The sequence below is a fragment of the Psychrobacter sp. TB20-MNA-CIBAN-0197 genome, assembly GCF_040309765.1.
Lineage (GTDB): Bacteria > Pseudomonadota > Gammaproteobacteria > Pseudomonadales > Moraxellaceae > Psychrobacter > Psychrobacter submarinus.
Genome location: NZ_JBEOPC010000027.1, coordinates 25,420 through 47,535 on the forward strand (window position 1 = coordinate 25,420; position 22,116 = coordinate 47,535).

At 45.0% G+C, this 22,116-nt stretch carries 20 protein-coding genes; 8 read left to right on the top strand and 12 right to left on the bottom strand.

Annotated features, from left to right (window positions below):
• Window positions 1–105: 105 nt before the first annotated feature.
• From AAEY83_RS09560 to AAEY83_RS09570, 3 genes are all read right to left on the bottom strand, one after another.
• Complete coding sequence (locus AAEY83_RS09560) at window positions 106–1,719, bottom strand: alkaline phosphatase D family protein (protein ID WP_313781152.1); 1,614 nt, start codon at window positions 1,717–1,719, stop codon at window positions 106–108.
• Window positions 1,683–2,069: a hypothetical protein gene (locus tag AAEY83_RS09565; RefSeq protein ID WP_025646382.1), complete on the bottom strand. Its 387-nt coding sequence runs from the start codon at window positions 2,067–2,069 to the stop codon at window positions 1,683–1,685. Before AAEY83_RS09565 ends, AAEY83_RS09560 begins: the two co-directional genes overlap by 37 nt.
• A 161-nt stretch (window positions 2,070–2,230) precedes the next feature.
• Complete coding sequence (locus AAEY83_RS09570) at window positions 2,231–2,746, bottom strand: hypothetical protein (protein WP_025646381.1); 516 nt, start codon at window positions 2,744–2,746, stop codon at window positions 2,231–2,233.
• 254 nt (window positions 2,747–3,000) lie between these two features.
• On the opposite strand from AAEY83_RS09570, the gene recJ reads away from it, so the two are divergent.
• A complete protein-coding gene (recJ, locus tag AAEY83_RS09575; RefSeq protein WP_025646380.1) occupies window positions 3,001–4,842 on the top strand; it encodes a single-stranded-DNA-specific exonuclease RecJ in 1,842 nt (613 codons plus the stop codon).
• A 4-nt stretch (window positions 4,843–4,846) separates the two neighbouring features.
• On the opposite strand, the gene AAEY83_RS09580 is transcribed toward recJ, so the two are convergent.
• The 5 genes from AAEY83_RS09580 to AAEY83_RS09600 form a co-directional block, all read right to left on the bottom strand.
• Window positions 4,847–5,509, bottom strand: coding sequence for a trimeric intracellular cation channel family protein (locus tag AAEY83_RS09580; RefSeq protein WP_025646379.1), 663 nt, complete (start codon window positions 5,507–5,509; stop codon window positions 4,847–4,849).
• 25 nt (window positions 5,510–5,534) lie between these two features.
• Complete coding sequence (locus AAEY83_RS09585; RefSeq protein WP_025646378.1) at window positions 5,535–6,170, bottom strand: trimeric intracellular cation channel family protein; 636 nt, start codon at window positions 6,168–6,170, stop codon at window positions 5,535–5,537.
• Window positions 6,171–6,250: 80 nt separating this feature from the next.
• On the bottom strand, window positions 6,251–7,411 hold the full coding sequence (locus AAEY83_RS09590; protein WP_025646377.1) for a multidrug resistance efflux transporter family protein: 1,161 nt from the start codon (window positions 7,409–7,411) through the stop codon (window positions 6,251–6,253).
• Between the two features lie 496 nt (window positions 7,412–7,907).
• A complete protein-coding gene (gene dapD / locus AAEY83_RS09595) occupies window positions 7,908–8,729 on the bottom strand; it encodes a 2,3,4,5-tetrahydropyridine-2,6-dicarboxylate N-succinyltransferase (RefSeq protein WP_025646376.1) in 822 nt (273 codons plus the stop codon).
• Between the two features lie 184 nt (window positions 8,730–8,913).
• Window positions 8,914–9,855 carry an alpha/beta fold hydrolase gene (locus AAEY83_RS09600; protein WP_025646375.1) on the bottom strand — a complete coding sequence of 314 codons (942 nt, stop codon included), beginning with the start codon at window positions 9,853–9,855 and terminating at the stop codon, window positions 8,914–8,916.
• Between the two features lie 227 nt (window positions 9,856–10,082).
• On the opposite strand from AAEY83_RS09600, the gene AAEY83_RS09605 reads away from it, so the two are divergent.
• The 5 genes from AAEY83_RS09605 (at window position 10,083) to AAEY83_RS09625 (ending at window position 14,830) form a co-directional block, all read left to right on the top strand.
• Complete coding sequence (locus tag AAEY83_RS09605) at window positions 10,083–11,294, top strand: FAD-dependent oxidoreductase (protein ID WP_025646374.1); 1,212 nt, start codon at window positions 10,083–10,085, stop codon at window positions 11,292–11,294.
• Between the two features lie 236 nt (window positions 11,295–11,530).
• Window positions 11,531–12,508 carry an arsenosugar biosynthesis radical SAM (seleno)protein ArsS gene (arsS, locus tag AAEY83_RS09610; RefSeq protein WP_025646373.1) on the top strand — a complete coding sequence of 326 codons (978 nt, stop codon included), beginning with the start codon at window positions 11,531–11,533 and terminating at the stop codon, window positions 12,506–12,508.
• A gap of 57 nt (window positions 12,509–12,565) precedes the next feature.
• Window positions 12,566–13,387 (top strand): DUF547 domain-containing protein, encoded by an 822-nt coding sequence (locus tag AAEY83_RS09615; RefSeq protein ID WP_025646372.1) that lies wholly within the window; start codon window positions 12,566–12,568, stop codon window positions 13,385–13,387.
• Window positions 13,388–13,396: 9 nt separating this feature from the next.
• Window positions 13,397–14,107 (top strand): TIGR04283 family arsenosugar biosynthesis glycosyltransferase, encoded by a 711-nt coding sequence (locus tag AAEY83_RS09620; protein ID WP_025646371.1) that lies wholly within the window; start codon window positions 13,397–13,399, stop codon window positions 14,105–14,107.
• A gap of 84 nt (window positions 14,108–14,191) precedes the next feature.
• A complete protein-coding gene (locus AAEY83_RS09625) occupies window positions 14,192–14,830 on the top strand; it encodes a TIGR04282 family arsenosugar biosynthesis glycosyltransferase (protein ID WP_025646370.1) in 639 nt (212 codons plus the stop codon).
• Window positions 14,831–14,898: 68 nt separating this feature from the next.
• Here the strand turns inward: AAEY83_RS09625 and mtnP are convergent, their stop codons facing one another.
• From mtnP to AAEY83_RS09645, 4 genes are all read right to left on the bottom strand, one after another.
• The gene (mtnP, locus tag AAEY83_RS09630; RefSeq protein ID WP_025646369.1) at window positions 14,899–15,795 is read right to left on the bottom strand and encodes an S-methyl-5'-thioadenosine phosphorylase; all 897 of its coding nucleotides are present in this window, start codon (window positions 15,793–15,795) and stop codon (window positions 14,899–14,901) included.
• Window positions 15,796–15,906: 111 nt separating this feature from the next.
• Window positions 15,907–16,380, bottom strand: a complete 474-nt coding sequence (locus AAEY83_RS09635; RefSeq protein ID WP_025646367.1) for a GFA family protein — start codon at window positions 16,378–16,380, stop codon at window positions 15,907–15,909.
• A 181-nt stretch (window positions 16,381–16,561) separates the two neighbouring features.
• Window positions 16,562–17,605: a lipoyl synthase gene (gene lipA / locus AAEY83_RS09640; protein WP_025646366.1), complete on the bottom strand. Its 1,044-nt coding sequence runs from the start codon at window positions 17,603–17,605 to the stop codon at window positions 16,562–16,564.
• Between the two features lie 117 nt (window positions 17,606–17,722).
• Window positions 17,723–18,142: a carboxymuconolactone decarboxylase family protein gene (locus AAEY83_RS09645; RefSeq protein WP_025646365.1), complete on the bottom strand. Its 420-nt coding sequence runs from the start codon at window positions 18,140–18,142 to the stop codon at window positions 17,723–17,725.
• Between the two features lie 391 nt (window positions 18,143–18,533).
• Between AAEY83_RS09645 and acnB the strand changes: the two genes are divergently transcribed.
• Both acnB and kwaA read left to right on the top strand, forming a co-directional pair.
• Window positions 18,534–21,137 carry a bifunctional aconitate hydratase 2/2-methylisocitrate dehydratase gene (acnB, locus tag AAEY83_RS09650; protein ID WP_025646364.1) on the top strand — a complete coding sequence of 868 codons (2,604 nt, stop codon included), beginning with the start codon at window positions 18,534–18,536 and terminating at the stop codon, window positions 21,135–21,137.
• A gap of 273 nt (window positions 21,138–21,410) precedes the next feature.
• A complete protein-coding gene (kwaA, locus tag AAEY83_RS09655; RefSeq protein WP_198013354.1) occupies window positions 21,411–21,971 on the top strand; it encodes an anti-phage protein KwaA in 561 nt (186 codons plus the stop codon).
• Window positions 21,972–22,116: the final 145 nt, after the last annotated feature.

Sequence of the window (22,116 nt, forward strand, 5' to 3'; positions counted from 1 at the left end):
TTGTCTAGAGAGTTTCTATAGAGTCTACAAAAAAGAGGTGCACTAATTGTTTAGCGCACCTCTTTTATTGTGACTTGATCGTCGCTTGGTTTTAATACACTCGAATCAAACCTTTTTTACTGCGACAGCTTTGTCTTTGGAGGCCAGAGCGGGTGAGTCCATAATAGCTCGAGCTTGTGAGCTATCTACCAAATGATTCGTTGATGTTTGCGTGACTAAGCCTTTGGCAAAGCGAGTGCTATCGTTGCGCTCTTTTAAGGTATCGGTATAGTACCATTCACAGCCAAAGGCTTGCTCAGTGATATCAAGAAGCATGTAGCCATGATCAACTTGATTATTAAATTTTTGGTGCGGATTGGCTTCTGGGCCGGAGTTATCCTCAGGTAAAGCTAATGACGTTAAAGCCGGACAGACGAACTCTACCGCCAGCGAGCCTTCTCCAGTGCCTGGATTATAGCTGCTAGGCTCAAAAGGGTTTTTGGCCACATCAAAGGCAAATGAGGCATGATAGTCGCCAGTGAGTACGACGGTATTGTCAATATTGTTATCTTCAATAAAGTCTAATAAACGATTACGAGCACTAGCATAGCCGTTCCAAATATCACCAGAGTTGGTTGCAGACGCTCCCATAAATGGCGCTAAAATTACTTGCTGACCTAGCACTTGCCAAGCTGCGCCGCGATTTTTACCATCCATTAGGTTTAGATAGAGCCAGTTTTCTTGCTCAAGTCCGAGCAGTTGACGCTCAGGCTCATTGCTAGCAGAGGCGTCAAGCTTCTCACGGCCAAAGATACGAGTGTCTAACATATTTAAGTCAAACAGCTTACCAAACTCAAAACGTCTATAAATACGCAGTTGACTATCTAGCTCATTGCTATCATCATCGCGAATCGGCATCCACTCATGATACGCGCGCACCGCTGACATCTTGCGCTCTATATAGCTGCCTTTACTAGGAAAATGGAATCTGGCACCGCCTTTCCATGAGTTATCGGCGATTTCGTGATCATCCCAAACTGCGATAAACGGATGCTGACGATGACACTCTTGTAGGTCAATGTCAGTACGATAACAAGCGTAACGCAGGCGATAATCTTCTAAGCTTATAATTTCATTCTCAGGGAAAATTGGTCGCTCGTCTTTCAAATCGTTGTCGCGATAAAAACCTTCTGGATACTCGTAAATGTAATCGCCCAAATGCAGGACTGCCGAGATATCCGCTTGCTTAGCGATATCGGCATAACCGTTAAAATAACCATAGCCATAATTAGAGCAAGACACTATTGCCAAGCGTACGCGATCAACTTCGCTTGCTGGCAGATCAGCATTAGGGATAGTGCGGGTGCGGCCGACAGGAGAAGCGTAGCCTAAAGCCTCAAACTGATAGTAGTAAGTGGTATTAGGCTCAGGCAGTTTAGGATCCACTTTTACTGTAAAGTCAGTCTCAGCAGTGGTTCGGCTTTTACCTCTAGCTATGACGTTTTGTAGCTCTGGATCAGTCGCAACGACATAGCCAACAGGGATGCTAGTGGCATTGATGCTACCGTCATTGGTGATGCGTGTCCATAATATTACTTTATCATATAGAGGGTCACCGCTGGCAATACCATGAACAAAAGGCGCAGCGCCTTGATACCCTAAGTCATCTAGTTTATTTGCACAATGACGCGGTTTGTAACCGCTTAGCCGACGATACTGCCATAGCAGCTTTGTAGCGATTTTGCGACGACTCGAGTGACCAGTTGCGTACGATAGCTTGGATCTATTGCCGCATTACCTAATTCAACGAGAGTCACTTGCTGCGGTGCTTGCTCACTGACGCAGCCACATACCCGAGATTTAACCGCTTCTTCTTGCTCATCACTCATCGCCGCACTAGCAATACGCCACGCATTTTGGTTTTCGATTTGGCTACGGCATTGGTTATCAATAGCGGCTTTGAAGACATTCATACCGATCTCATTGGCGGTACCGATAGCATCGCCTGAATTGCTAGTAGCGCCAGTAGAAGCGCAGCCTGTTAGAGCAAGAGCCGCTAGCATAGTAGTGGAGAGTACAAGTTTTTTCATTATTTAGTCCTTTAAGCTGAATTTGTAATAGGCAAAATAGCACGACTGGTTTTTAATTAATAGTGGCAAGCTTTATACATGAGATATAAAAAACCAGCTAAGCGACGCTTAACTGGCGATATGGTTGCAAGTATCTAGTCATTAATGATTTAACTGATGGTTTAGACGTTTTTGCTGCTTTGTTTTTGCTGAATCTCTTTGGCAAGTTTGTAGCAATCCTCAACATGATCAGAGGCAATTTTTTTGAAGATAGTGTAGCCCATAGTCGCTGCAACGAGTTGCCCGCCTAATGGTACAAACTTCGTCACTTGTTTTGCTGCGATACGGCCGCCGAAGCCTTGAACGGTCTTTTTGACGATACCGCGAGTGGCCATTAAACCTGCGAAGTCAACGGTCCGATCTCTGATAGCGCTCCAGTGTACCTCACGCGACTCTAGATCAATGGCTGATTTGCGGTCTTCGATGAGGCCAAAACGCTCACTAATCTCAGGGATGAGCTGAGTGAGCATACCTGCATCAACAGCAACATCAAAAAACGGTACAGGCACAACCGCTACACCGGCTGAAAACTTCGCACGTTTTTTGACTAATTTTAAGCACTCTTTTCTGACTTGTTCGAGGTCTAAGTTGGGATCAATAGTGTTAGGAAGTTTTTCAGCTTTTGGCGTCGTTTTCATAAATTATCCTTATAATAGGGTGAATAGTTAAAAGTGGAAACAAAAAAGTTAATTTATAGTTTAAGGAAATATCTGCACTGTACAATCATAGCTTTGTAGCAAATTGCAGAAAAGTAGCGCAAAAATGCACGGTTTTTGTAACTGCTATCATAAGTTTTTCTCTAACAGCTATGCAGCAGATTATTCAAACGATAAGTGGTCGTAAGATAAAAATTAATATTGTGACCCTCTACTAAAGCCAGTAGAATACCGCTATGCTAAATTTAACTCCCCGCTTTACTGGTGCTCGTATCGACGAGCTACCCATCGCGCTGCAAGCGCTCGCTGCTCAGTCTTTCACCCTGGCTCGGTTATATGCCGGCCGAGGTATCATGCAGCCTGAAGAGCTTGAGACTCAGCTTTCAGGTTTGCTGCCTGCTGAAGACTTGCATGGCGTCACACAAGCAGTGCGCTTATTAGATGCAGCTATCGACGAGGGCAAGCGCATTTTAATCGTCGGCGACTTTGACTGTGACGGTGCAACGAGTACGGCGCTGATGATGCGTGCGTTAACTCAGATGGGCGCGCAAGTCGATTTCTTAGTGCCCGATCGCTTTAAGTACGGCTATGGTCTAACGCCTGAGATTGTCGAATTAGGCATTGAGACTTATCAGCCTGATTTGATTGTTACCGTTGATAATGGTATCTCAAGTCATGAGGGTGTTGCCCGCGCGCAAGCGGACGGTATCACCGTTATCATTACCGATCATCATCTAACGACCAAAGCGACGCCGCCGGCTGAAGCAGTGGTTAACCCTAATCAGCTAGACTGCAGCTTTGATAGTAAGGCTTTGGTAGGAGTCGGTGTCGCGTTTTATGTCTTAGGCAGGCTTGCAAAGCTTAGACGTGAAGCGGGTAAACCGGCGGTGCAAGTCAGTCAATATCTAGACTTAGTAGCGCTCGGCACTATTGCTGATGTCGGCGTACTCGATAAAAATAACCGTATCCTTGTCCATCATGGGCTAAATGCCATTCGCCAAGGGCGCTGCTGCATCGGTATTTTAGCCTTGCTTGAGCAAGCAGGACGTGACCCTAAGCAGCTGCATGCGCAGGACTTTGGCTTTGTATTGGGGCCACGGATCAATGCAGCGGGACGTATGGACAATATGCGCATCGGTATTGAGTGCTTATTGACCGATGACTGGGGGACAGCCCAGCGCTTAGCACATGATCTTGAGCGACTTAATCGCAGTCGCCGACAAGTCGAGGGCGAGATGCGGGCGCAGGCTGATCAAATTATTAAGGATTTAGAGAATGATAGCGCAGCTGACAATACTCTAGAGACTGATCTAGAAGGCAGCGATGATACTATTATCGCCCCTACAGTCAAAACAAAACCAACCGTAGGTGCTGGGCCAGCCACTGCTACCAAGCGCAGCTTAGTGCTCTATCAGGACGACTGGCATCAAGGCGTCATCGGTATCGTCGCAGGCCGCCTAAAAGAAAGTCACTATCGGCCCAGTATTGTCTTTGCTCCTGCAGATACCGAACGTACGGGAGACGACGACGCAATTAAAGGCTCGGCGCGCTCCATCGCTGGGGTGCATATTCGCGACGCTATTGAGCAAGTCGCTGAGCAAAACCCCGAGCTTATTACCCACTTTGGTGGTCATGCGATGGCCGCTGGCTTGACGATTAAACGTCGCAATTTTGATGAGTTTGTCGCCGCTTTTGATGAGGTATTGGCGGAGCTGGATCAAGAGGTTTTCGCTGAGCAAAAATTCACCGATGGTGAGCTGCAAGCAAGCGACTTTAGCTTATGGTTCGCTGATGAGTTGGCCGACGCGAGTATCTGGGGACATGGCTTTGCCGCGCCAATATTCGATGGCGTCTTTGAAGTATTAAGCTTCAAGATACTCAAAGACAAGCATCTCAAACTCTCCTTACGCTATCCTGGTGTGCAGTATCCTATCGATGCTATTTATTTTAATTTTGATACCGATGTCTGGGATTACCGCGCCGAAAAGGTACATATCCTCTTTGAGCTCGATGTCAATGAATGGAATGGTAAACGCAGCTTACAGCTGATGGTCAAAGATTTGGCTTTAGTAAACTAAGAGTCTAACGCCGCCATTCTAAGGATGGGAACTGCCAATCGTAGCGAATAGCCAACATACGGATGCTAAAGATAGCACTCATAGTACAGATATCTGCAACCCAAACTGCTACCCCCAAATTGTACAAAGCGAAGTACAAAATACCGCCAGCTAAAGCGGCACTGATATAGATCTCTTGTTGTAGTACCAGCGGAATCTCATTACAGATCATATCGCGAATGATGCCACCGACAATGATCGTAATAACACCTAATAGCAAGGCTACGGGCACATTAGCGCCCATGCTATCGGCAACTTTGATACCGATTAGCGTAAAAGCTGATAGCCCAATGGTATCAGTGAGTTTTAAAAACTTATCAACCCGCCTTGAGTTGGGATGAAAAAATATCTGCGTCGTTATAGAAGCTATGGTAATGACTGTCAGATAGCTCATATCCATCATCCAAAATAGTGGATGCCTATCTAAGATCACATCTCGCACGGTACCACCGCCAATCGCTGTGACAATTGAGACCAATAAACAGCCAAATACATCGAAGTTTTTGTGCTTGGCCAAAATCGTTCCAGAAACACTGCACGCAACGATACCTATCATATCGAATAAATATAATAACGAACGCGGGTTAAAAGTAGTGATTAAGGTTGTATCTAAAGCAATGTTTAACATAAGCGCGGCTAAGTGGTTATTAGTATCAATCAACGAGACGAATGGAAGGCAGATGCCAGTCAAACTTTACTGCTAACATACGTACGGCAAAGATAACACCGAGCATAATAAACTCGTTAAGCCCAGGGTTTAGGCCTAAATAGTCGAGCAATAGATAAGTCACGGAACCTGCGATACTCGCGGTGATATAGATCTCTCTTTGCAGCACAAGCGGTATCTCATTGCAGATAATATCGCGTAGTAAGCCGCCAATAATAGCCGTCCAAACGCCCATCATAATGGCAATCAGAGGCGACATATCTTGATGAAGAGCGACCTTAAAGCCAATGACGCTAAAGGCGGCAAGCCCTATTGCATCAAAGAACCTCAGCGCATTGTCGATTTTATGATACAGATGAAAAAACACTTGTAGGGTAAGGGAGGTTGCGGTGATGACGATGACATAATTGAGATCGGTCATCCAAAATAGCGGGTGGCGATCCAAAGCCATATCGCGCAAAGTTCCGCCGCCAATCGCATTCACCATAGAGACTAAGATACAACCGGCGATATCAAAGCCTTTATGCTGAGCCAGCAAGGTGCCGGCGATAGCGCAAGCAATCACCCCAACCATATCTAGCAGATACAATAAAATATCAGGAAAAATCAAGTCATTAACCATTGTTATGTTTTTCCATGCTGACGGCTCTTTATGGTAGATAGTTAATTATATTCAATAATAAATAAAAGCTTGCTTTGTGTTTAACCGTCTTTAGCAAAAAATATCAGCCCGATAATGATCAAACCAATACCGAGCAAACCCATCGCTGAAGGTACCGAGTTACCCAGTAATAATATCCCACCGATAAGGGCAAAAATCACCTCACTGGCTTGGGTGGCATCGACGCCAGCCACTTCGCTTGAGGTCATCGCCTGACCGCGCGCGTACAAAAATATAGTAGTAGCCGCCACCCCGGCCAACAAAGCCACCAGCAATGTATTGAACATTTGTGTGCTATCGGCCAGCTCGGGTCGCACTATCATGCCCAAAAGTAGCCAAAATGGCAAACTCCCCAGAGTCATTAGCCAAACTTTGTTAAAGGCATTGTGTAGTAAGGTAGTCTCAATCGAGGGGATACGATGGATCAGAGTTTGCAGTAGTGACGGCGCAGGTGCGGCGGCAGGCAGAGCATTTAGAGCGGTGCTGATGGTATTAGTGTCATATAAAGTAGGCGGCAGATCATAAGCTTCAGAGGTGAGTGGCTCGTCAAGGGTGTCGGCAATGCCAGATACGGCGTGCGACTGATCTGCCAAGTCGGCAGGTAACGCTGGCGTGCGGGAGTTATGAGTGACTTGCCAGACCAACTGATTGCCAATCGGATAGCTAAAGGCGGCAATAAGGGCGGGCAGTGCGCCATAGAGCAGCATCTGTGCTATAGGGACGGCATGGGCAATATCAGTGTCGGCAAGTGCAGCGGCGTGCAAGCCCTCACTGACATTGACCATCACCACGCCAACAAACACCAAAAGGGCATAAAGGATGAATTTTTTATCAAAACGCTGGCCAAAGACCATCAGCACCAATAAGCTGGTAACGACGGTAAACATAAAGGTCGCCGCGACCACCCAGCCTGCCACATGATCGGCGGCATAGCAGATACCTGCATAAAACAGCCCAAAGCCAATACTGCCTGTGAGGCACCAAAAAACCCAGTGCTGACAAAAGACCGCTGTCAAAGCTTTGAGGCGCCCCATCCCTTGCTGAAACAAGATGATGCCGGTGATTATCAGCCACATAAAGACATAGCGCAGACTCGCCGACCAAAACCAGTGGCCGCCTGCCGCGCTCATCATCTCATTTAAAATAAATGTCGAGCTAAAAAACGCCCCTGCCAATAAGCCCAGTAGTATTAGCTTGATCATCTTTGTGCCCTTATGCTTATTTCCGTGTCGTGTGAGCGATTTATACCGTTTTTCTTGTGCCCTTGATACAGCTATTTAGCTGTTTATGATAACGCCGAGGCGATAAGCTTGTGCAAAAAGTCAGGGCGTAGCTGCGGCCGCTTTATGCGAGGATAGCGCAAAAAATCACGGTGAATTATAACGTAACCAATGATATTACGCTGCGGCTAATACATAAAAAATTAAAATATAAAAAAAGATGCTGAAGCCATGCTCCAGCATCTGTATATAAAGTTATTTTACTAGGGCGTGTCCTCATTTTAAAAATGGTGATAAAAATGAGATAAATCGCAGTCAAACAAGGAAGATATCGCAAGTAATATCGAGATATTAGTCAGCTATTTGACACCGTTTGGCCAGATTTAGCCATTTTTAGCCCATTTAGATGGCTATCGATTGAATTGAGGACACGCCCTAAAAACGGTTTGGTACAAAAATCAACGTATACGCGAGCAGATTAGTCTAAGCGTAGCAGCTCATTAACCGCTGTTTTTGCACGCGTTTGCGCATCGACTTTTTTGACGATGATAGCAGCGTATAGACTGTACGTACCGTCTTCAGAAGGTAAGCTGCCTGGAACGACGACTGAACCTGCAGGGACACGACCGCGATGAATCTCGCCCGTTTCGCGGTCATAAATGCGTGTAGATTGACCGATATAGACGCCCATAGAGATGACTGCGCCTTCCTCAACGATAACGCCTTCGACGATCTCAGAGCGCGCACCAATGAAGCAGTTGTCTTCGATAATAGTCGGGTTGGCTTGTAGCGGCTCAAGCACACCGCCGATACCGACGCCGCCTGATAGATGGACGTTTTTACCGATTTGCGCGCAAGAGCCAACGGTCGCCCACGTATCGACCATCGCGCCTTGATCAACATAAGCGCCAATGTTGACGTATGATGGCATCAGTACCGCGCCTGCTGCGACATAAGAGCCTTTACGAGCGACTGCTGGTGGCACGACGCGTACGCCTGCTTCTTTAAACTGCGCCTCACTCCAATCAGCAAATTTGGTCGGTACTTTGTCATAGAACTGCACATGCTCGCCGGCAGCTTGCACATAATTGTCATTAAGACGGAACGAGAGTAGGACGGCCTTTTTCGCCCACTGATTAACGACCCATTCGCCGTCCTTTTTTTCCGCAACGCGCAAGCTGCCATTGTCTAATTGCTCAAGCACTTGCTCGATAGCTTCACGAACATCTTGTGGCATATTGGCTGGGCTGTACTCGTTACGATTTTCAAAAGCTTGTTCGATGGTTTGTTGTAATGACATAAAAATTCCTAAAAGTTAATATTCAAAGTACGATAAAGACAGAGCTATCACTTGCTGCTGGTATTGTCGCCAATTTTATAGGTTTTAGCAAATCACAGGCTTTTAGTCAGCTCAATTTGGCAATGACACTTCAGACAGATTCGCTCGATTGCATAGTGACTCTATAGCTTGAGAGTAGTGGCTGCTATACAGTGTTGATATGACTATTTATCCAGTCCAAGATGTCTTGATAAACCCTCTGTTTTTCAAGTTCGTGTAGTGGCTCGTGACGCATATGCGGATATAGCTTGACCTCCACCTCACTAAAGCTTTGCTCATTTAAGCGGTTGACTACTTTACGTATGCCTTTGCTCATATTACCCACGGGGTCATTTTGTCCGCTGATAAACAGCATCGGAAAGTCTTTATTAATAGTCGCGGCCCAGTTTTTGTTTAGACCGGATTCCATTAAGTTAAATAGCGTTAAGTAACCATTATTAGTAAAGTCAAAACCGGTTAGAGGATCGGCTTCATACGCTTCGATACTGGCTTGGTTTTCGGTGAGCCAAGCAAACTGTGAAGAAGAAATACGATTATTCAGCTTACTATTAAAGATTTTATTCATGATGTTAGCAAACACGGCATTTGGCTTTTTGGGAGCGATTTTGGCGAGCGCTTTATTGATAGGTAAAATAACCTTGGCTAAAGGATCAGTATCAGCGCTACCCATCAAGATCGCACCAGCAAAACTGTGCGCATGATGCTTCATCACCGTACGCACAATAAACGAGCCCATTGAATGCCCCATAATAAAGTGCGGCACGTCCGGATGCTTCGCTTTTAGGCTATCGGCCATGATAATCACATCTTTTAGCAACGACTGCACTGGGTGCTCTTCACCAAAGAAGCCAAACTCACTCTCTGACTTGACCGTTTTACCATGACCGAGCTGATCATAAGTGGCAACAGCGATACCGTGATCTGCTAAGAACTGCGCAAAATCGCTATAACGACCACTGTGCTCCGCCATGCCATGAACGATTAGTAGGGTGGCGGTTATATCTACCGAGCTGTCTTTTGGCGTAAAGAAAGTATGATGCAAATAATGGCTGGTATTCGATGAAGTAATTTGCTCAGTATTGCTCATAGCAGTATTCATATAAGGGTCCTTGATAAGTTGAATAGTTAATATACAGCCTGTTTATAATATTACGGCCTATTGCGCGCTTGCATTGGCCTTAGCGCGATCATATATCGTTTGGCCTTATTAATGGCCAAACATTTTATCCATCCTACAATAGACTGACTTAAAATTATATTAACTTATGTTTTAATCTTAGCGATATTTTCTAATCATCCATAAAAGCCTAAGTTATGAAAAAGCTATTCCCTAAAAAACAGCGCCCTATCAAAAAACTACTGCTCGCTGGAGCAGGGCACGCTCATATAGGTTTGCTACGTAGGCTTGCCCGTAAGCGTTTAGATAATCTTCAGGAGGTAGAAGTAAGCGTGATTACTGAGCATCCGCAGACGATTTATTCTGGTATGTTGCCGGGCTGGATGGCTTCTCATTATAAGCGTAGTGAGATCAGTATCGATATCGCTGCGCTGTGCAGACGTGCTGGCGTGACGCTAATACAGCGACCTATCATAGCTGTCGATGCGGATACTCAAACGGTTATTACTGTCAAAAACGCTAAAGACGCTAAAAACGCTAAAGACGAACGTTTTGATTACGAGCTGCTGTCGCTCAATACAGGCGCAGATACTGATATGACTTGGCTTAATACAGACGGCCTAGTTAATGAAGACTTAATAGATAAAGATTTGGCAGATAAAAATCTAAAGAATACCGTAATTCCCGTAAGGCCCATATTCAATTTCGTCGAGCAGTGGCAGCAGATCCTTAAGCAAGCTGAGCAAGTGAGTGATTATAAAGTTGCAGTAGTCGGAGCAGGCGCTGCAGCAACGGAGCTGGTGATGGCCGCGCAGTTTGCTTTGCAGCAAATTAATCCTAGTCATCAAGCTTATTTGGTTTGCGGTGAGCAGCTGCTATCAGGCTTTGATGCAGGCTTTCGCTCTCGCGTCATCAAGCAATTACAGCGCCGTAATATTGAGATTATCTACGAGCGCGCCAAAGGTTTAGCTGGTGGTAAATTAGCGACCTCTAAGCAAACGCTAGCGGCCGATGCGACTATTGCGGCTACTGGGGTGATGGGTTCGGCGTGGGCCGCGCAGACTAACCTTGAAACGGTAGATAAGGGCTTTATTGCGGTCAATGATAAGCAGCAAAGCACTTCGCATGATAATGTCTTTGCCGTAGGCGATGTGGCGTCACGCGTGGATCGAGAGATGGCACATTCTGGGGTGCATGCAGTATTTGGCGGCAAAGTGGAAGCGGATAACTTACTGGCTTATTTAGTAGGAGATAAGTTAAAAAGCTATCGACCCAAAAACCGCACTTTGTATTTGCTCGCTTGCGGTGACAAGTACGCAATCGGCAGTTGGGGCAATTTCAGCGCGCAGGGATGCTGGATTTGGTATCTTAAGCGCTATATCGACAAGCGTTTTGTCAACGCAAAATAAGTAGAGGCTGCACGAACCGCATTAAAGATATTAATTTATAAAACAATAGCTTAGCACTATTGATTATTTAGTTACACTGGCTACCACTGCGCGTCACAATAGAATAATTAAACAGTGTAATAATAAATGAGTTAACACTCAAAAAAGCTATTCATCTTTAAAGTTTTCCTATATTCTGCTTGTATACTCAGTAAATATCAAAGATTAAAACCATTATCATCCAAAGGTCATACGCTATGAAATCCACTATTGAATTGCTTGAACATACGGATTTTCCTGCTATTAAGCGCCGTAAATTAACCACGCTGCAAGTCAATCTAGGTTACCTGTGCAATATGTCCTGCGTGCATTGTCATGTGGCAGCAAGCCCTTATCGTACTGAGATGATGTCGCGCGAGTTGGTTGAGCTGATTTTAAAAGTACTGCAAGCGCAAAATATCGATACACTTGATTTGACCGGCGGCGCACCCGAGATGCATGACGATTTTAAATACTTAGTCGTCGAGGCTCGTAAACTTGGCGTTAAAGTCATTGATCGCTGTAATTTGACGATCTTGATGGAAGAAGGTTTTGAGGATACGGCGCAGTTCTTAGCGGATAATGGCGTCGAAGTGGTCGCCTCACTGCCTTGTTATTCACTTGAGAACGTCGATAAGCAGCGCGGCAAAGGCGCGTTTGACGACAGTATTTTAGGGCTACATAAGCTTAATGCTTTGGGTTATGGACGTGCAGATACAGGTCTGACTTTAAATCTAGTATATAACCCACAAGGCGCGACCTTACCACCCAATCAGCAGATGCTAGAGGCGGACTATAAACGTGAATTAAAAGAGCACTTTAATATAGAGTTTAATCAGCTTTTTGCGTTGACCAATATGCCGATTCAACGTTTTGGTGCGGTACTATTGGCTAAGAACGAGTTCCATCCTTATATGGATTTGCTCAAAGATAACTATGATGCGGGGAATCTTAAAGAGGTGATGTGCCGCTCGACCATTAGTGTTAATTGGCTCGGCGAGCTGTTCGATTGTGACTTTAATCAACAGCTTGAGATGCCTGTACCCAATAAATCGCGCCAGCATTTGCGCGATCTGCTCACCCAAAATCCTACTGGTGACGATATCGCTATCGGTGACCATTGTTACGGCTGCACAGCAGGGCAAGGTAGTAGCTGCGGCGGCGCTTTAGAAGACGAAAAAGTAAGTGTGGCTTAGAGCTAGTTCTAAGCACCTTGATTTAAAAAACTTATCAGCATTAACGGAGCTCATCTCATGCTTATAACTAAAACTCCATTTTCTAAAGCTTTAACGACCAAAGCCCTTATTGCCGCAAGCCTTATGCTATCAAGCGCTGCCTATGCTGATTTTAACCACAGTACTTGGGATAGCTTACTAAACAAAAACGTCACTATGACCAACGGGGGCAAAGCATCTGTCGTTAATTACAACGGCATGAAAGCGGACCAAAGCAAGCTTGATGGCTATTTGGCAGCGACGGCTACGGTCAGTCGGTCTGAGTTTAACCGCTGGAGCAAAGATGAGCAATTGGCGTTTTTAATCAACGTCTATAATGCGGGTACTGTGGATTTAGTGCTGACTAAGTACCCTAATATAAAGTCGATTAAGGATATCGGCGGTATATTTAGCTCGCCTTGGAAACAAGACTTTGTCAACGTACTGGGTAAAAAGCGCTCGCTTGATGATATCGAGCACAACCTGATTCGCGGTTCTGGGCGCTATAATGAGCCGCGTATTCACTTTGCGGTGAACTGTGCTAGCATTGGTTGTCCTGCATTGTTGGATGATGCTTACACAGGCAGTAAACTCGATAAACAATTAGAGCAAGTCACCCGCAATTTCCTCGCCGATAGTAGTCGTAACCGTCTCAAGGGCAGCACGCTTGAGATCTCGCCAATATTTAAGTGGTATAAAGAGGACTTTGAGAGTAATTGGCGCGGCACCAGAGATTTAGAAGGGTTTTTGGCGCGTTATAGCTCACCGCTCGGTCTTAATAAATCACAAATTGCTGACTTAAAAAGCGGCAAGACTAAGATCAGTTATACCAATTATAATTGGAATTTGAACAAGAAGTAGTGAGATAGCATGTCCACGGTTTCTATTATCGTTCCTATACTCAATGAGGCAAATAATCTGCCTCATTTGTTTACTCATATCGCTGGGCTAAACCCATCACCGCCGCAAATTATCTTTGTTGATGGCGGTTCAAACGATGATTCCTTCGAATGGGCACAAAAGTTTATTGCAGATTTAAATAACAGTAATCAGTCAGCTATTAATTGGCAAGTGGTTAAGTCACAAGCAGGTCGTGCGCGGCAGATGAACAAAGGCGCGTCCTTAGCAACAAGCGACATACTACTATTTTTACACGCTGATACTGAGCTGCCAACTCAAGCTATTTCTGTTATCCAAATGGCTATACAAAAATCAGAGTGGGGGCGTTTTGATGTCAGGTTAAATAGTCGTCAGCCGATGCTTTGGGTGGTCAGCCAAATGATAAACTTACGCTCACGATTAATGAGTATTGCAACTGGTGATCAAGCGATTTTTATTACCCGTAAGCTTTTTGAGCAAGTTGGCGGCTATCCTCAGCAAGCGCTGATGGAAGATGTTGAACTATGCAAGCAGCTTAAAGCAAAGTCTAAACCTGCTTGTCTAAAGACTAAAGTCATTACCTCGGCGAGGCGCTGGGAGCAGCATGGCACTTGCCGCACGATACTGCTGATGTGGCAGCTGCGTTTTGATTATTGGCGCGGCGTCTCGGCGGACAACATTAAAGCGCGTTATTATAAGTAATATAGATAAGCCTAAATCAGAATAATACAGCTATGCTAACACTGGGTTTGTTGTATAGTGGATTAAATATAGAAAACTCTTAATATGACTCAAGAACAAAATACCTGCATTATCCTATTCGCTAAATTCCCTGCTAAAGGCATGGCAAAAACCCGCTTGCAACCTGCGCTTGGCAGTGATGGTGCAGCAAAAATGGCAAAGCAGCTATTACTACATAGCGTAGAGCAAGCGTTAGCAACGGGCTTTAGCGTTGAATTATGTGTCAGTCCCCCTCCTAATACTCCTTGCTGGCAAACGCTGAATCTACCAGAGTCATTGACATGGTCAGCACAAGCCGATGGTGATTTAGGAGAGCGTATGTACACGGCTAGTACGCAAGCTTTGTCAAAGTTTAAAAAGGTGTTGTTAATAGGAAGCGATTGTCCCAGTTTGACGGCGGCAGTGATTCAAGATGCCGCGCAGCAGTTAGACAACTTAAATAGCGTCATGATTCCTGCTTTTGATGGCGGTTACGTACTGCTTGGCTTTAGGCAAATAAACGCGCACCTATTTACCAATATGACGTGGAGCGTCAGTGATGTGGCAGCAGTGACTAAGCAGCGTATTAAAGATCTAAATTGGTCATTAGCTTCGCTACAACCTCTACCTGATATCGATGAGCCAGAGGATTTACAATATCTGCCTGCAGGATGGCTTGATGGTTATGAGCTTAAGGATTATTAATTTACGATTATGACAAATGCAAAAGCCATCAACTATTTGATGGCTTTTTTTTGTGATAGAGGTCGATATTACTTGGGCAATAATGCATTAAGCTTGGTCTTCGTTTCTTCACTCATCGCCTCAATAGGGGTGACTAACGCTTGCGCTAGCGCGGTATGAGCAATAGAGTCAGGCTGCTCGCTGGCAAGTAAAGCCACGGCTTGTTTGACCACTTGCTGCGCGTTATCGGCGTTTTTCATAAGGTTTTGAATCGCATAATCAGCGCTGACATCTTCCTCACTTGGATGCCATGAATCAAAATCTGTCACTAGCGCAAGCGTAGCATACGCCATGCTCGCTTCACGTGCAAGCTTAGCCTCTGGCATATTGGTCATGCCAATGATGTCAGCATTCATCTGTCGATACCAATTGGACTCAGCGCGAGTAGAAAATTGCGGCCCTTCGATACAGAGGTAAGTCGCGGTACTATGACATTGGCCTTCGCTAATATTTGCCTGACTATAAGCGCGCTTTAACACCCCACCAAGCGCCGCACATAAAGGATCGGCCATTGCTACATGCGCCACCGCTCCCTCACTAAAAAAGGTACTGGCTCGCTGTTTGGTCATATCGATCATCTGATCTGGAATGACCATATCTAAAGGTTTGAGATGCTCTCGTAGTGAGCCTACCGCTGAGACTGAAATGACATAGCGTACGCCCAAAGTTTTTAGCGCATAAATATTAGCGCGGTAGGGAACTTCTGACGGGCTAAATCTGTGCCCTTGACCGTGGCGGGTCAAAAAAGCGACAGTTACGCCATTTAGCTCACCCATGACAATGTCATCAGATGGCTTACCATAAGGCGTTGAGATTTTTACCTGACGCTTATTGCTTAGCGCTTGCATCTGATATAAGCCGCTACCGCCGATAATGGCAATGTCAGCGGATAAATGAGCGGTGTCTTCTACTAAGGTTGAAATCATATCAGTCCCAGATGGAGGAGTTAAAAACGAGTCATTGTAATTATCAGTAACGCTTGTCTTTTAAGATAAAATAGCGCTTAAAATACTAAACCGAGCGGTTGACGATAACCATTAGCGTTTGGTAACTCTTTTATACAGCCCTTGAGCCAACTCCTTAACCACCATGCTTTGACTTTGTACAAAGCCTTCGTATTTAGGCAAGTTATCATCCACGTCTCTGATACGGCGATTATAAAATAGGTGCATAGTAGGCTCTGGCAAGGACGCTTTATCAGGATAATTATCAGTAGGGATTAATACCAGATTGCCGCCTACCGCCGTCTCTATACTAGGCTTATGACAACGCTTACACAGTCCGCGGCTGATATTAGGCGGCATTTTCCAACTACGAAAGCGGGTTTTATCAATCTCTAATTCGCTAAGGTCTGATTTTAGTAAAACCGTCACATCATTATAGGCTTTACCGGTATAGTCCTGACAAATCGTGCAGTGACAAATAAAGCGAGCCATAGGAGTATGGTTGATGGTATAAGTATTGCTATAGCAGGAGCAAGAGCCTTCTTGCGGGGTGAAGTCGTCACTCATAAGGTAGTCCTTTTTTATAAAATTAGCGGTATGTATCTATGAAATTCATTAGACAAAATATAGCATTTTCTGTATCCGGCAGTGTAGTGGCTTTAAGTAGAGTTGCTAAGGACTTATGCTAATCATTAGCATAAAAAAAGAGACCCAAGCAGGGTCTCCATTTTTTGTTATCAATCCATTCTTAACAGCCAAGCTTACCTTCCGCCTCAAGCGCCTTTTTACTACGAATCGGCGCAGGGCAATCTTCACCGTAATACTGACGATCGGCAAAGTAGCTTGAGCGTACCATGGGACCGGCCCAAATGCTAAAGAAGCCAATCTTTTTGCCGTAGTCCATATAGCGCTGAAACTCGTCCGGATGCACATAGCGATCGACAGGGGCGTGATTTTTACTCGGCTGCAAGTATTGACCCACCGTAATCATATCGACATCATGCGCTTTGAGATCATCAAGTAGCGCATATACCTCTTCTTCGGTCTCGCCGAGGCCAACCATAAAGCCGCATTTGGTCGCGATATCAGGGCGACGCTCTTTATAAAGCTTGAGCAGATCGAGCGAGTGCTGATAATCAGAACCTGGACGGAAGGCTTTATACAGGCGCGGAACCGTCTCGATATTATGGTTAAAGACATCAGGAGCTGTTTCGGTGAGTAAGTCTAAGGCAATATCCATACGGCCACGGAAATCAGGCACTAAGATTTCGATCAGGCAGTTTGGGCTTAGCGCCCGTGATTCGTTGAGCACTTCAACAAAATGCTGCGCGCCGCCATCTTTTAAATCGTCGCGATCGACTGAGGTAATCACTGCATATTTGAGCTCAAGACCTTGAATAGTCTCGGCGGTATGACGCGGCTCATCCTTATCAAGCTCGTTTGGGCGACCATGACCGACATCACAAAACGGGCAACGACGCGTACAGATGTCGCCCATAATCATAAAGGTGGCGGTGCCGTCACCAAAGCACTGCGCAAGATTCGGGCAAGCGGCTTCTTCACAAACAGTATAGAGCTTTTGTTCGCGTAGTTTGGCTTTGATACGCGCCACCTCAGCAGGTGAGGACATTTTTACTCGAATCCAATCCGGCTTTTGCTTCGCTTCGACTGTCGGGATTACTTTAATCGGGATGCGCGCGACTTTATCGTAGCCGCGCAGCTTTTCACCTTGAATGGCTTTTTTGGGTTTTACTCTTGGCGCAGGAACATGGGTTTGTACGGCAGTAGTCATAATCAATGATCTCTTAACCCTTTATAGTATAAGGGTTTATGGAATTATCAGCATGCTTTATAGGTGTCTTTATTATAGCAGATATTGCGCTCAGGGTTTATTATTCAACCCTTTGTGCTATGGCTTTTTGTTTAAGTTATCAATATCTATACCCATTTCATTAAATACTTCGATAGCCGCGCGAAAAGCCTCTTGGGTAGCAGGCGCGCCGCAGTAAGGCAGGCTGTGCATGAGTACCTCGCGAATCTCCTTAATGCTTGCGCCATTGTTAATCGCGCCTCTGATATGACCTTTTAGCTCATTCGGGCTCTTTTGCGCAATCAAAAATCCTAAGGTAACCAAGGAGCGATACTTACGCGGTAAGACGCTATCGTCTTGCCAAGTGGTGCCCCAAGCGTGCTCAATGATCCAATCTTGCAAGGGCTGAGTAAAGGCTGTGGCGGCATCGAGTGAGCGCTTAACGTGAGCCTCGCCCATGACCTCAGTGCGCACTTTTAACCCTTTTTTATAGTTTGAGTGCTCATTGTTATTGCTCATTTTACTATCCTTAACTTTTAAAATTGAATCGGAACCGTTCGCCGAGTCGGTCTTGATATTATTTAATGTCATGATGCTATTTAATATAGAATCATGAGTTTAATATCGAACCATGAGTTAATATTGAATCGTTAGTTTTCCAATGCATTGAACTTATATGTCTAATATTTACTCTAGTAGCTACTACTATTTTTATAATAAATATTGAATATGGCTTGATTCTACGCCTTTTGCAGCCTAAGCCATTAACTTTTTGAGCGTTTTAAGCTATCATTGCAGCACAAATATTTCAATGACCACATTCCCTTAATTATTTCCTATAGTGCATCGACGCAGGCAGTCATTCTGACTACTCACGCAATGTACTAGCCCAACTACGAGGACAATTATTGTGTTAGAAGCTTATCGTAAACATGTCGAAGAACGTGCTGAGCTAGGAACTGTACCGCTTCCACTAAATGAAAAACAGGTAGCCCAGTTGGTTGAGCTACTAAAAAACCCACCAGCGGGCGAAGAATCGTTCTTAATGAACCTGCTAGAAAACCGTATTCCAGCTGGCGTTGACCAAGCCGCTTATGTAAAAGCTGCATTTTTGGCCGCTATCGTTAAAGGTGAGGCGAGCTCACCACTTATCGATAAGAAAAAAGCGGTTGAAATTCTAGGCACCATGCAAGGCGGCTACAACGTACAGCCATTAGTGGCAGCATTGGATGATGAAGAAGTTGCTCAAGATGCGGCAGAAGCACTTAAGAAAACTTTGCTCGTATTTGACGCGTTCAATGACGTGACTGAAAAAGCCGAAGCCGGTAACGACATCGCAAAAGAAGTGATTCAGTCTTGGGCTGACGCTGAGTGGTTTTTGAACCGTGACGAGGTACCAAAGAAATCGACTTACACGACGTTTAAAGTCACAGGCGAAACCAACACTGATGACTTATCTCCTGCGCAAGACGCGTGGAGCCGTCCTGATATTCCACTGCACTCGCTTGCCATGCACAAAAACTCTCGTGACGGCATTACTGCTGACGAAGAGGGCGTGCGCGGTCCAATGAACCTTATTGATGAGCTAAAAGAAAAAGGCCATCCGCTAGCGTACGTTGGTGACGTCGTCGGTACTGGCTCTAGCCGTAAGTCTGCGACCAACTCAGTGCTATGGCTGATGGGCGAAGATATTCCAAACGTACCAAACAAACGCGGCGGCGGTCTGGTACTGGGTAACAATATCGCTCCTATCTTCTTTAATACGATGGAAGATTCTGGCGCCTTGCCAATCGAAAAAGTAGCTGTCGATAACCTAAACATGGGCGATGTGTTTGACATCTACCCACATGACGGCAAAATCACTAAGCATGACTCAGACGAGATCATCTCAGAGTTCAAACTAAACTCGCCAACGCTACTTGACGAAGTGCGTGCTGGTGGCCGTATTCCATTGATCGTTGGTCGTGGTCTCACTAACCGTGCTCGTGAGTACATGGGTCTGGGTCATTCAGACGTATTCGCCAAGCCAGAAGAGCCAGCCGATACGGGTAAAGGCTTTACCCTTGCGCAAAAAATGGTCGGCAAAGCGTGTGGTCTACCAGGCGTACGCCCAGGTATGTACTGTGAGCCAAAAATGACTACCGTTGGCTCTCAGGATACCACAGGTCCGATGACGCGTGATGAGCTAAAAGACTTGGCGTGCCTAGGTTTCCAAGCAGACCTCGTCATGCAGTCATTCTGTCACACCGCTGCTTATCCAAAGCCAGTCGACGTTGAGACTCAGCACACGCTACCTGACTTTATCATGAACCGCGGCGGCGTCAGCTTACGTCCGGGCGATGGTATCATTCACAGCTGGCTGAACCGTATGCTACTTCCAGATACTGTGGGTACTGGTGGTGACTCGCACACGCGTTTCCCAATGGGCATCTCATTCCCAGCGGGTTCTGGTCTAGTTGCATTCGCAGCCGCGACTGGTGTGATGCCACTTGATATGCCTGAGTCTGTGCGTGTGCGCTTCGTCGGTGAGCGTCAGCCTGGTATCACCTTGCGTGACCTCGTCCATGCCATTCCTTACCAAGCCATCAAAGAAGGTTACTTGACGGTCGATAAGAAAGGAAAAATCAACGAGTTCAACGGTCGTATTCTTGAGATCGAAGGTCTAGAAGACCTAACTGCTGAGCAAGCGTTTGAGCTATCTGATGCCTCAGCTGAGCGTAGTGCTGCTGGTTGTACTATCACCTTATCTGAAGAGTCGGTAACTGAGTACCTAAACTCAAACATCACGCTGCTTAAATGGATGATCTCAGAAGGTTATGGCGACGCGCGTACCATCAGCCGCCGTATCGAGCAAATGCAAGACTGGTTAGCAAACCCAAGCCTGATGCGTGCTGACGCGGACGCGGAATACACCATCGATATGACTATCGACATGAGCGAGATCAAAGAGCCAATCCTATGCTGCCCGAACGATCCAGACGATGCCAAGACTTTGGCTGACGTCGCAGGCGATACCATTGATGAAGTATTTATTGGTTCGTGCATGACCAACATCGGTCATTTCCGCGCGGCAGGTAAACTGCTACAAGACGTCCCAGCGGGTAGCCTGAAGACTCGTCTATGGATCGCACCACCAACTAAGATGGATGCCCGTCAGTTGATGGAAGAAGGTTATTACAACGTCTACGCACAAGCCGGCGCTCGTACTGAGATGCCAGGCTGCTCACTATGTATGGGTAACCAAGCGCGTATCGCACCGAAATCTACTGCCGTTTCGACGTCGACTCGTAACTTCCCGAACCGTCTCGGTCAAGGCGCAAACGTTTATCTCGCGTCTGCAGAGCTTGCTGCAGTCGCTGCAGTACTCGGTAAACTGCCAACCAATGATGAATATCAGCAGTACGCTGGTATGCTCAACAGCATGGGCGATGAAGTGTATCAGTACATGAACTTCGATCGTATGGAAGAGTACACTGAAGAAGCGGATAAAATTAACGTTGCTCAGTTGACTTAATCTTTGCTTTCAAGCTAATTAATAAGATAAAAAGAAACCCCGTATCAAAATGATGCGGGGTTTTTTATATGATAAAGATTGTTTAAAAGTTAAACATAATTAAGTTTTTATAAACTTAAAAATTAATAAAGGATCTCAGATCTTCAGGTTGTTACAAAAATATTATATAAGTACACTTAATACGACATTTGATGTCGCTGACGCTGAAAGTTTACAGCCTTTTAACGATGTTTTTATATACAATAGATTTAAAATAGCATGGTGGAGGGAATAATGAAAAAGTATGAGTTGTATTTAATTTCACTATCAATGCTTTTTATATTCGTGTTTTTCTTGACTGTACCAGTTTGTTGGGGTGAAAAATGTAGTTCTATCAAATTGAATGAACTATTTTCTATCTATCTATTTAGCTTATTTAATTTACTACTATTCATATATTCTCTTTTACTGATGTTTAAATTGAGAAGTAAGTTAGGAGCTAATAACCATACACCGTTTAGTGTAAAGTCAGTAAGCAATGATAGCTATGAACACTTGGTCTTCTTGGTTACCTATATAATTCCTTTGGTTGCGTTTGATTTTGATGATTATAGATACCAAATACTTTTTGTAGCTTTAATAGCCATAATAGGGTATATGTATGCTAAAACTGATATGTATTTCTCTAATCCTTCGTTAGCTATACTGGGCTATTCTATTTACAAAATAGAAGCAGGTTTTAGAGGTAATGATGTTAAGTCGATAACTGTTCTATCTAAGAATAGTATAATTGATGGTAATGAGGTATCTTATATCAAAATTAGTAATAACGTCTATATTGGTAAGGTGAGATAATTAAATGGAAGATAACTACACTTTAGAGGATTTGCAAACTAGATTGGATGGTATTTTTTCTGATGAAATGAGCTATGCTGAAGAAACCGTAGAGGTAAACTTGGTAAACTAAGCGTATTAATCGGAGTTTACCATGACCAAGAAA

Excerpts from the sequence above, each read along its gene's own strand:
- AAEY83_RS09620 (WP_025646371.1), top strand. The coding sequence starts at position 13,397 with ATGTCCACGGTTTCTATTATCGTTCCTATACTCAATGAGGCAAATAAT.
- recJ (WP_025646380.1), top strand. The coding sequence starts at position 3,001 with ATGCTAAATTTAACTCCCCGCTTTACTGGTGCTCGTATCGACGAGCTA.
- AAEY83_RS09590 (WP_025646377.1), bottom strand. The coding sequence starts at position 7,411 with ATGATCAAGCTAATACTACTGGGCTTATTGGCAGGGGCGTTTTTTAGC.
- dapD (WP_025646376.1), bottom strand. The coding sequence starts at position 8,729 with ATGTCATTACAACAAACCATCGAACAAGCTTTTGAAAATCGTAACGAG.
- AAEY83_RS09570 (WP_025646381.1), bottom strand. The coding sequence starts at position 2,746 with ATGAAAACGACGCCAAAAGCTGAAAAACTTCCTAACACTATTGATCCC.
- AAEY83_RS09645 (WP_025646365.1), bottom strand. The coding sequence starts at position 18,142 with ATGAGCAATAACAATGAGCACTCAAACTATAAAAAAGGGTTAAAAGTG.
- AAEY83_RS09565 (WP_025646382.1), bottom strand. The coding sequence starts at position 2,069 with ATGAAAAAACTTGTACTCTCCACTACTATGCTAGCGGCTCTTGCTCTA.
- lipA (WP_025646366.1), bottom strand. The coding sequence starts at position 17,605 with ATGACTACTGCCGTACAAACCCATGTTCCTGCGCCAAGAGTAAAACCC.
- AAEY83_RS09625 (WP_025646370.1), top strand. The coding sequence starts at position 14,192 with ATGACTCAAGAACAAAATACCTGCATTATCCTATTCGCTAAATTCCCT.
- AAEY83_RS09585 (WP_025646378.1), bottom strand. The coding sequence starts at position 6,170 with ATGGTTAATGACTTGATTTTTCCTGATATTTTATTGTATCTGCTAGAT.
- arsS (WP_025646373.1), top strand. The coding sequence starts at position 11,531 with ATGAAATCCACTATTGAATTGCTTGAACATACGGATTTTCCTGCTATT.
- AAEY83_RS09600 (WP_025646375.1), bottom strand. The coding sequence starts at position 9,855 with ATGAGCAATACTGAGCAAATTACTTCATCGAATACCAGCCATTATTTG.
- AAEY83_RS09615 (WP_025646372.1), top strand. The coding sequence starts at position 12,566 with ATGCTTATAACTAAAACTCCATTTTCTAAAGCTTTAACGACCAAAGCC.
- kwaA (WP_198013354.1), top strand. The coding sequence starts at position 21,411 with ATGAAAAAGTATGAGTTGTATTTAATTTCACTATCAATGCTTTTTATA.
- AAEY83_RS09580 (WP_025646379.1), bottom strand. The coding sequence starts at position 5,509 with ATGTTAAACATTGCTTTAGATACAACCTTAATCACTACTTTTAACCCG.
- AAEY83_RS09635 (WP_025646367.1), bottom strand. The coding sequence starts at position 16,380 with ATGAGTGACGACTTCACCCCGCAAGAAGGCTCTTGCTCCTGCTATAGC.
- AAEY83_RS09605 (WP_025646374.1), top strand. The coding sequence starts at position 10,083 with ATGAAAAAGCTATTCCCTAAAAAACAGCGCCCTATCAAAAAACTACTG.
- mtnP (WP_025646369.1), bottom strand. The coding sequence starts at position 15,795 with ATGATTTCAACCTTAGTAGAAGACACCGCTCATTTATCCGCTGACATT.